This window comes from Anabaena sp. CCY 9402-a (genome assembly GCF_963920945.1).
Taxonomy (GTDB): domain Bacteria; phylum Cyanobacteriota; class Cyanobacteriia; order Cyanobacteriales; family Nostocaceae; genus Trichormus; species Trichormus minutissimus.
The window spans coordinates 1-10,042 of record NZ_CAWUDL010000123.1 but is presented as its reverse complement, the minus strand read 5'-3'; the positions used below and the strand labels follow the sequence as shown (position 1 = coordinate 10,042).

General features: G+C 44.6%; 7 protein-coding genes. 4 read left to right on the top strand and 3 right to left on the bottom strand.

Features of this window, described 5'->3' with window-relative positions:
- Nucleotides 1-63 precede the first annotated feature (63 nt).
- The 4 genes from surE to ACM0OR_RS26700 all read left to right on the top strand — a co-directional run bounded on the left by surE (nucleotide 64) and on the right by ACM0OR_RS26700 (nucleotide 4,548).
- Nucleotides 64-861, top strand: coding sequence for a 5'/3'-nucleotidase SurE (surE, locus tag ACM0OR_RS26715; protein ID WP_190695797.1), 798 nt, complete (start codon nucleotides 64-66; stop codon nucleotides 859-861).
- A 466-nt stretch (nucleotides 862-1,327) separates the two neighbouring features.
- On the top strand, nucleotides 1,328-2,224 hold the full coding sequence (locus ACM0OR_RS26710; RefSeq protein WP_190695800.1) for an MBL fold metallo-hydrolase: 897 nt from the start codon (nucleotides 1,328-1,330) through the stop codon (nucleotides 2,222-2,224).
- A 131-nt stretch (nucleotides 2,225-2,355) separates the two neighbouring features.
- Nucleotides 2,356-3,438: a bifunctional riboflavin kinase/FAD synthetase gene (locus ACM0OR_RS26705; protein ID WP_414579442.1), complete on the top strand. Its 1,083-nt coding sequence runs from the start codon at nucleotides 2,356-2,358 to the stop codon at nucleotides 3,436-3,438.
- Between the two features lie 201 nt (nucleotides 3,439-3,639).
- Entirely contained in the window at nucleotides 3,640-4,548 is a 909-nt protein-coding gene (locus ACM0OR_RS26700) for an AAA family ATPase (protein WP_414579441.1), read from the top strand.
- Nucleotides 4,549-4,793: 245 nt separating this feature from the next.
- Here ACM0OR_RS26700 and ACM0OR_RS26695 read toward each other — a convergent pair whose 3' ends face one another.
- From ACM0OR_RS26695 to ACM0OR_RS26685, 3 genes are all read right to left on the bottom strand, one after another.
- Complete coding sequence (locus ACM0OR_RS26695; protein WP_414579440.1) at nucleotides 4,794-5,777, bottom strand: PRC-barrel domain-containing protein; 984 nt, start codon at nucleotides 5,775-5,777, stop codon at nucleotides 4,794-4,796.
- 58 nt (nucleotides 5,778-5,835) lie between these two features.
- Nucleotides 5,836-9,477 (bottom strand): chromosome segregation protein SMC, encoded by a 3,642-nt coding sequence (gene smc / locus ACM0OR_RS26690; protein ID WP_414579443.1) that lies wholly within the window; start codon nucleotides 9,475-9,477, stop codon nucleotides 5,836-5,838.
- Between the two features lie 371 nt (nucleotides 9,478-9,848).
- Entirely contained in the window at nucleotides 9,849-9,986 is a 138-nt protein-coding gene (locus ACM0OR_RS26685) for a hypothetical protein (RefSeq protein WP_414579439.1), read from the bottom strand.
- Nucleotides 9,987-10,042 lie beyond the last annotated feature (56 nt).

The following is a 10,042-nucleotide window of genomic DNA, read 5'->3' as shown; positions in this document are numbered from 1 at the left end:
TCACCTGTCACCTGTCACCTGTCACCTGTCACCTGTCACCTGTCACCTATCACCTATTAACCTATGAAACTACTAATTAGCAATGACGACGGCATTTATGCTTTGGGTATTCGTACCTTGGCTAACGCTTTAGCTGAAGCAGGACATGATGTAACTGTAGTTTGTCCAGATCGGGAGCGATCGGCAACTGGCCACGGACTGACTTTACACCAACCGATTCGCGCCGAAATTGTCGCGTCAATTTTTCATCCCACAATCAAAGCTTGGGCTTGTGATGGCACGCCCTCGGACTGTGTAAAACTGGCGTTGTGGGCTTTATTAGATTCTCCCCCCGATCTAGTGGTTTCTGGCATCAATCAAGGTGCAAATTTAGGTACGGAAATTCTTTATTCTGGAACTGTCTCTGCTGCTATGGAAGGCATGATCGAAGGTATCCCCAGTATAGCTATGAGCTTAACTAGTCATACTTACAAAAACTTTCAACCTGCGGCGCACTTTGCTAAAACTCTCATAGCGCAACTCAGTGTTAAGCCTATCCCCGATTTAATGTTGCTCAATGTTAATGTTCCTCCAGTTAATTGGGAAGAAATTGCTGGTGTCCAACTGACTCGCCAAGGAGTGCGCCGCTATGTAGATGTTTTTGATAAACGCATTGATCCGCGTGGTAAAACCTACTACTGGTTAACTGGCGAAGTTTTAGAAGATGTTGAACCACCAGCTGGATTAAATCTTGAGCAAAACGTCCCTATTGATGTGAATGTGATTCGAGATAACTACATTAGTATTACGCCATTGCAATACAATCTTACCTATGGTAATGCACTAGATAAGTTATCTAACTGGGAATTCAATTTTTCTTAGGGGTTTCTGGGAAGCAGGGACAGGAAAATTCAATGCCCAAGGGAGCAATGCAAAAAAGTGAGATCATCGTGAAATGAGCAGCGCAGGGGGAGAGAGATAAAGTACGAGTAATTTTTATCACTAAAGTTTATCGTCTATTCACTTAATTTCTTTCTCTCCCTCTTCTTCCCCATTTCATAAAATCGCATTGCTCCCATGCCCATGGCCTCTTTATTATGCAATAGAGTCAAATTTAGGCTATAAAGTAGGAGCTTGATATTACTGATACACATATTCTGGGCATAATTAGGTAAGTGCTTGGTACGACCTCACCTGGTTTACATAACTTAGCTCAAACTACTTATGCTGTTTTACCAATAATTACCAATAATTTATTTCTCTATCTTCTCCGGTAAAACAGTATAAATTTAACAAAACAACTAACACTTTTTTCTTGCTCGCCTGCTCAGTCCAGAAAGCAATACCCATGTCAAGGATAGAGAATCAATTTACCGTGCAATTTTGGGGCGTTCGCGGCAGCATCCCCAGCCCAGGGCCACACACTGTCCGTTATGGCGGTAACACCCCTTGTATCTCAATGCAAGTGGGCGGTAAACGCTTAATTTTCGATGGCGGTACAGGGCTGCACGTTTTGGGACAATCTTTATTGCGCCAAATGCCACTAGAAGCCTATTTATTTTTCACTCACTCTCACTGGGATCATGTGCAGGGGTTTCCCTTTTTTGTCCCAGGATTTGTGAAAGGGAATAATTTTCATATTTACGGTGCGATCGCTCCTGATGGTTCTACCGTAGAACAGCGTCTTAATGATCAGATGCTCCACCCCAATTTTCCTGTACCGTTACAGATCATGCAGGCTAACCTGCATTTTCATGACGTTCACCCAGGAAAACCGATACAAATTGATGACATTACTGTAGAAACAGCATCACTCAACCATCCTGGTGAAGCGGTGGGATATCGAGTCAACTGGTGTGGTGGGGCGGCAGTTTATATTACCGACACAGAACATTTTCCTGATAAATTGGATGAAAATGTGCTGTGGTTGGCTCGGAATGCGGATATTTTGATTTACGATTCCACTTATACTAACGACGAATACTATTCTCCTAAATCACCGAAAATTGGTTGGGGACATTCTACTTGGCAAGAGGCGATAAAAGTAGCTAAAGCGGCCAATGTCAAGACGCTAGTCATTTTTCATCATGATCCTGCTCATGACGATGATTTTTTAGATCATGTAGGTTCTCAAGCCTTTGCCCAGTTTCCTGGTGCAATTATGGCACGGGAAGGCATGGTACTTCAAATTCCGGTTTCAGCCCCGTTATCAGAATCTTTTTCTGTTAGTAATCTTGCTGGATAAAAGTTGCTGTCGGAGTGAGGGATGATTTTAGATTAGATTGGTGATTAGGAACTATCAACTGGTTTGAGTGTACCTATGAGGTAACTAGCAACCGATTGATGGTGAAATAAACCTCAATTCCCAAAATCCAAGTGCTAAATCTGTCTCAAAATGGGTGTTCTGTGTGGGTTGCTGATGCAACTGAAAGACTGCTAACGCCAACTGCTGTCGCCCTTGGCAAATTTGATGGCGTCCATCTTGGCCATCAAAGGGTGATTCAACCAGTTTTGCAGCCAGTCAAAAGAGATGGGAAGCTGGGACTCGCTACGCCACCACTCCCACAAGCAGACCCCCTAGCAGCACCACAAGAACGGATATACTCCACAGTCGTAACTTTTCGCCCTCATCCCCAAGAATTTTTCACAGGACAAGCCCGGACTTGGTTAACACCGTTAGATGAAAAAGTCGAACAATTGCGATCGCTTGGGGTAGAACAACTAGTCTTACTGCCTTTCGACAGGGATTTAGCAGCTTTGTCTCCCGAAGAATTTGTAGAAAAAATTCTCGTGCAGAGGCTACACTGTCAGCAAATTAGTGTCGGGCAAGACTTTTGTTTTGGTAAACATCGTCGTGGTACTGCTCAAGATTTGCAGGCGATCGCCGCTACATATAATATTCCTGTCACCGTAGTTACTCTAGAAACTTCTACCCTTCCCGCCCTCAACAAAAATAGTTGTACCAGCCTAGATATCAGTGACAATGCTCCCATTAGCACTTCACTAATTCGCAAGTCTCTAGAAACTGGAGATATCAAAAATGCTAATCGATGCTTGGGAAGACTGTACACCTTAATTGGTACGGTTGTGGAAGGTGAGCAAATAGGTAGAACCATTGGCTTTCCTACCGCTAACCTGGAACTCCCTATTGATAAGTTTGTCCCCTGCAAAGGGGTTTATGCTGTTCGCGTGCAGATTCTGAGTGAGACACCGGAAACTAATACATCACGTGAGATTTGGGGAGTGATGAATATAGGCAACCGTCCCACCGTCAACGGGACTTATTCCTCAGTAGAAGTACATCTGTTAGATTGGATTGGCGATTTGTACGGAAAAAAGCTAATTGTGGAGTTAGTCGAATTTCTGCGTCCAGAACAAAAATTTCCGTCCCTAGAAGCCCTCAAAAGTCAAATTCAACAAGATTGCGCGATCGCTATACAAGTTTTATCACAAAGCTGAATTTGGGCATTGGGATTAAGAGGAATTGGGGCAGGGTGCAAAAAAAGTCAAAAGTCAAAAGTCAAAAGTCAAAAATTATTTAATTTTGAATTTTGAATTGCTTAAGTGGGAACACTGTAAATACCGGGGTGGGGAATAAGGCATAGGTTATTCTCTACTCCAGTTTCTTCTAGCCCAATCACCAACCCCAACCTGTGGTACATGAGAGAAAAAATTGACGCTCTAACCCAAAATCTTAACCGTACCATCGTTGGTAAAACCGAAGCCATACGCCTAGTTCTAGTGGCATTATTAGGCGGTGGTCATGCCCTTTTAGAAGATGTCCCTGGAGTCGGTAAAACTCTCCTCGCTAAATCCTTAGCACGTTCAGTTGATGGTAAATTTCAACGGCTACAATGTACCCCTGATTTACTACCAACAGATATCACAGGTACTAACATCTGGAATCCCAAAAGCGGCGAATTTAGTTTTCTCCCCGGCCCTGTGTTTGCGAATGTGTTGTTAGCTGACGAAATCAACCGCGCCACACCCCGCACTCAATCGGCTTTGCTGGAAGTCATGGAAGAACACCAGGTGACAGTGGATGGTGTTTCCCGCCCTGTACCGCAACCTTTCTTTGTGATTGCTACCCAAAATCCTATCGAATATCAAGGTACTTTCCCGCTTCCAGAAGCTCAAATGGATCGATTTATGCTCTCCTTGAGTTTGGGTTATCCCTCGGCGGACGAAGAATTAGAAATGCTGCAAAATCTCCAGCATGGAATCAAGGTAGATGATTTACAATCTTGTATAAATTTGGCAGAAATAGCAAAATTACGTCAATTCTGCTCCCAGGTGAAAGTCGAAACTTCCTTGCAACAATACATTCTAGAATTGGTGCGGACAACACGCCAAGATGAAGAGATTAGCCTTGGTGTGAGTCCACGGGGTACAGTAGCCTTACAAAAAGCCACCCAAGCCTTAGCTTTTCTGTTGGGGCGTGATTATGCGATTCCTGATGACGTGAAGATGCTCGCGCCTCATGTGCTGTGTCATAGACTCATTCCCAGAGGTGGGCGTAGTGCGAGAAGTGTTGTTGAGCGATTATTGCGATCGCTTTCTATTCCTTAAGCTGAAATTTCCTGATCTAGCCAGAAGTTGAGCGGTGTTAGCATCTGTCAAATACTCCAAGTCTAAAGACACGCTCGCTTGACGGCTTTTCAAGTCACTTTCTCTCAATCAATTTTGGATTTTAGATTGGCAATTTTAGATTTGTTCCACCCACAAGGGGTGGGACTTGTACCGAAAAAACAATCCAAAATCCAAAATTAGCACGATAAACTGGTATCAAACCTTCACCTCAGTCATGAGGCGAGTTAATATCCGCTTTCTTCTTCGTATTCTGGCTGTCTTTCTTTGACTTTTTTAGGGATATTCACTGGTTGCGGTGGTGTATCTTCCCAAGCATCGCCTTCTAAATCCTCATAATCATCGTAATCGTTGGCGTAGGGCTTGGGCTTGAATGGTTGGGCTGGTGGTTCTTGATATCTGTCCCTACCTGTGGCTTCACTCCAGTTATCTTCTTCGTCTTCTTCGTATTGAATGGACTCGTAAGAGCGCGCCTTCATGACTTCACGCCGTGGTCTTTCTTCTTCTATGTAGTCCTCATTCCATTCTTCTTCTATAGCTACGGGTTCGGGGGTGCGAATTTTAGGCTTGGGTGGTTGTAAGGGTACGCCACTGGGAAGTTGATTGGATGGTGCAACGGTGCGGGGTGCAGAATAGCCGTATTCTTCCTCTGCACCTCTTTCCCAAGGTGCTTTACCGATGCCCAGTCTTTCCAAAACACCAACTGTTAACTGGTTGACGCGTTCTTCAGCACCTTCAAACACAATTAATCGGCTGGGGCCGGTGCTAACAACTTCTTCTATTGATATCTCGTAGGTACTCAAAAACTGGTCAGGAATTTGTGGCACTCCCAGGGAAGCGATGATGATGGAGTTTAGTTTACCTGTTTCGCCTTCAAATTTGAAGCCGCGCACTTTGCCTAATACTTCACCTGTTTCTGTAATTACTTCCCAGTTCATCAGGTTACTGAGGCCTTCGACTTCAATATCTTCGATGACATCTTCGTTATCAACCAGGATGACATCACCAAATTGGTTGATGCTGCTAAGGTACATATAACGTGGCAGACCAGAGATGGAGATCAGGCTGTCTCGCAAACCAAGAGCCACAACCTCTCTTTGATCAATATCTACCCAAACTTGACTCACAATGCCTAGTCGTTTGCCATTGTCGCGGGTAATCACCTGGGTATTTAATATGTCGGAACGCCTAATTATCTGTTCAGAGGTCATTCTATACGGAGTCCTGATCTCGAATCCGGTTTATCTATACACTATTATTAACAAAAACTCAAGCAGATGTATTCGAGGATTGCAATTTAATGCCCAAAACTTGGGTGTAAGCTCCCCTTGCTTGAGTAACGCCAATTGTGCGTTCGGCTGATTCTATCATCGGACGGCGCAAACTCACAACTATGAACTGGGCTTGTTGTGCCTGTTGTTTAATCATTCTAGATAATCGTTCGACATTTGCGCCATCAAGAAACATATCAACTTCGTCAAAGGCGTAAAAAGGTGAGGGACGGTAGCGTTGCAGGGCGAAGATAAAGCTGAGGGCGGTGAGGGATTTTTCACCCCCAGACATGGAAGCAAGTCTTTGGACTGGTTTACCTTTGGGGTGGGCGACTAAATTCAAGCCGCTAGCAAAGGGATCTTCGGGATTGTCGAGTTGCAGGTAGCCGTCACCGTCGGAAAGGATGGCAAAAATTGATTGAAAGTTGATGTTAACAGCATCGAAGGCTTCTTTAAAGGCTTGTTGTCGCAAGGTGGTAAAGTTTTCAATTCTTAAGAGTAATTCCGTGCGTTCTCCTTCTAATGTCTGCAATTTTTGACTAAGTTCTTCCAGGCGGTTTTGGGTACGTTCGTATTCTTCCAAAGCCAACATATTCACAGGTTCCATTGCCTGCAAGCGTTTGGATAGAGATCGCAATTCTTTCTGCAATTCTTCTAAGTCTACTTTATCTGGGACTTCCGGTAAGGGATTGGGCAATTCGGCGGCGACTTCTTGTAGTTGGGTTTGCAGTGCTGCTAAGTCTTCCCGCCGTTTGAGTTGGGTTTCTTCTAGTTTTTGGATTTCCCATTCTAATTGTTGTTGGCGCAGCAAATGCGATCGCACTTGCTGTTCTAGTGCATCCCGTTGTTGTTTTTCTTCACCCAAATTCTTTTCCATTTCGTTCATTTGGGTGCGGGTGGCGGTGATTTGAGTGCTGAGGGCTGAGTGCTGAGTGCTGAGGGTGGTGATTTGGGTTTGTTGGGTTTGTTGTTCTTGTTGATAGTCGGTAATGCGTTGTTCGGCTTCCTGGATGCGTTCTTGCAGACGTTGCTGCTGATTTTCCAGATTTTTTAGTCTTTGTTCGGCTTCCCTAAAGGCGGTTTCTCGTTGCTGTAATTGCTGTTCTTGAGTTTTTATTGTCGCCTGGATTTGTTGCCATTCGCTGGGGGTTTGGGAGGCTTCTAACTCGGCTAGGGTGTGGCGGAGTTGCTGTAATTGGCTTTCTTGTCCTGGGAGTTCATTATTTAATATTTCTAGGCGGGATTGGGCTGTGGTGAATTTTTCGGTGTTTTGGGTGAGTTGCGATCGCGTCCCTGTTAACTGGGCTGTTAAACTCTTAATATCTTTTTGCAACTGCTCTAATTGCAACTGCTGTTCTCGCCGTGCTTGGCGTGTTTCTGTGAGTTCTTGGGATAGTTGTTTGGTTTTAACTGATAAAGTAGCGATCGCATCACTACAACGGTCTAAAATCCGATCAATATCCTGCAAACGCTGTTTTAAAGCCACAACTTCGTCTGATTCCGCCGCTTCTCCCTTCCCGAAGCGCAACGATGAACGCTGATTCATGCTACCGCCAGTCATTGCGCCACTGGTTTCTAGTAGTTCCCCGTCTAAGGTGACGATGCGATACAAGCCGAGATTCTTCCGCGCCTGTTCCAAGTTGGCGAATACGACGGTGTTACCGAACACATAATTAAATACATCACGATAACGGCGATCGCATTCTACTAAATTCACTGCATAACTCACAAAGCCGTTAGCTAATCGGAGTGTTGCATCTTGGGTAATTCTAGGGGCTTGAATTTTATTTAAAGGTAAAAATGTTGCTCTCCCGGCGCGTTTTTGTTTGAGTAATTGAATCCCGGCGGAGGCGATACCGTCATCTTCGACTACAATGTGTCCCAAACGCGCCCCAGCCGCAATTTCCAACGCCAACTGAAAACGGGGTTCTACCCGTCCCAAATGTACCACCAAACCGCAAACCCCAGGCATTCCCGATTGGATGATCACTTTACTCGCTTGAGTTCCCTGCACTTCTTGCTGTGCTTGGGTTTGCGCGTCAATTTTATCTAACTGACGCTGCTTTTCCCGTTGTTCTTGCAATAGCCGCTTTTGGGTTTCCTGTTGGATTTGTAATTCCTGTTCCGTAGCGGCGAGATTTTGGGCTAAATCTTGAATAGGTTCGTTGGAAGTCTGAAACTCTGCTTCTAATTTTGTACACTCAGCTTGTTTTTCTGCTAACTGCGGTTCTAAAGTGGCAATTAACTGAGTTTCTTCTTGAATTAACTCCTGTAATTGACTATTGCGTTCCTTTAGTTGTGCTTGTTCAGTACGCTGGGGTTCTAAAGTTTGCAGCAAAGTTTCAATTTGACGGTTGAGTGCAGTTTGTTGCTGTACCCACGCCTCCGAAGCTGTAGCGATCGCTGCGGCGGCTTCACGGGACTGTTCTAACCCTTGTTGTGTCTCCTCCCGTTGCTGCTGACAATAGAGGATAGATTGCTGTTCTAGACCCTGTGCTTGGGCAATTTCAGCCAATCCCTGATGATGCTGTTGAACTTCCTGCTGAGTTTGCGCCAACCGCCTAACAGTTTCCTGCAAAGCTGTGGTTAACTCCGTTTGCTGACGTTGTAATTGCTTCCGTTCCGCCTCTTGGGTAGCGAGGGTAGACTGTACCGCCAATAATTCCTCTTCACCCAAAGCTTTTACATGAGCATTGAGTTGTTCTAATTGTGCCGTTTTCTCAGCAATTTCTGTATTTAGGCTGGTGAGTTGAGTTGTCAGTTCACCATAATTGCGATCGCCGGCTTGAATTTCCATCGCCAACTTTTCCTGCTGCGCTTGCAAGGAACGCCAAGACAGAACCGCCTCCCAAGACTGCTTATGCAAAAATTCAGTCCGTAACTTTTGATACTTCTCCGCCTTAGCCTTATCTTGAGACAGGCGATCGCGCTGTAAAGTTAACTCAGTCTCAATAATCCGACAACTATCTTCCTTTTCCTTCACCTCATCCAAAGTAGCCTTAGCTTGATGAATCTTGCGATCAAAAGCAGCCACCCCAGCCAACTCATCAATAATTTCCCGACGTTCCTTAGCATTCATCGAGATAATACTAGTCACATCACCTTGCAGCACCACGTTATACCCTTCTGGGTAAATCCGCACACTTTCCAACTGCTCATGCAACTCTGTCAGCGTACAAGAAGCACCATTAATATAGTAATTCGATGTATAACTTCCCTGATGAGTTACCCGTAGCCTCCGAGTTACACTCCATTCCGTTGGCTTGTGACCATTGCCATTAACTATTGGCTGTGGTTCATTTTCTGCCTCATCTTGTAATAATTCTTCATCACTGCTGACCACTGACACCTGATCATTGACATCTACCAAATCAGATAAATCAAAAGTCACAGTCACACTAGCTTCCACCGCCGCGCGACTTTTAGCCGTTTGAGTATTATTCACCAAATCTGGGAGGCGATCGGCGCGCATCCCCTTAGAACTAGAAAGTCCTAAACAAAACAGCAGTGCATCCAAAATATTCGACTTACCCGAACCATTTGGCCCAGAGACGACAGTGAACCCCGGTAGTAGAGGGACTGAAGTAGTACCACCGAAGGATTTAAAGTTGGTAAGTTCGACGCGCTTAATATGCACCATAGGTGCTAGATCATAGGGATAATGAAGAACAAGTGTATCAATTAATTTAAAAATAGCAACTAGTTTAGCCGAGAGAATTCCAGATTTTTCATTCCAGAGACTCCCATGCCAGGATTTGCCAGTCTGTTCATAGTACAACATACAATCAGACTGACTGAGTGATGATCGCTAAATCATGGGTAGGGGCGATCGCCTTCGGTTGGTCGCATACCATCGCCCATCACAATTGCATCAAAAAGTTTTAGACAAACAAACGCGTTAGCTAGTACAGCACGGCGTAAGTAAACAGACCATTCTCAATCGTTTAAAGCCTTAATATACAACACTTTGATTTTTGACTTCCGCGTAGCGGTACTAGTCTCTCAACTCGCCTACAAAACACTGAGGTAAGTTTGCTCAGAATTCATCGGTAAAACCCGCAACTTACGATTTTTTAAGTCTGGTTCTAACCCTAAAACTTCCATTGGCGTTACACCCAAAAGTGCATAAGGTACTTCTGTCAGTTCCAAACCAATACTTCTCGGTTAAGAACAAAAGCAAGGTAAAGTGATAATTGTTCACTTAC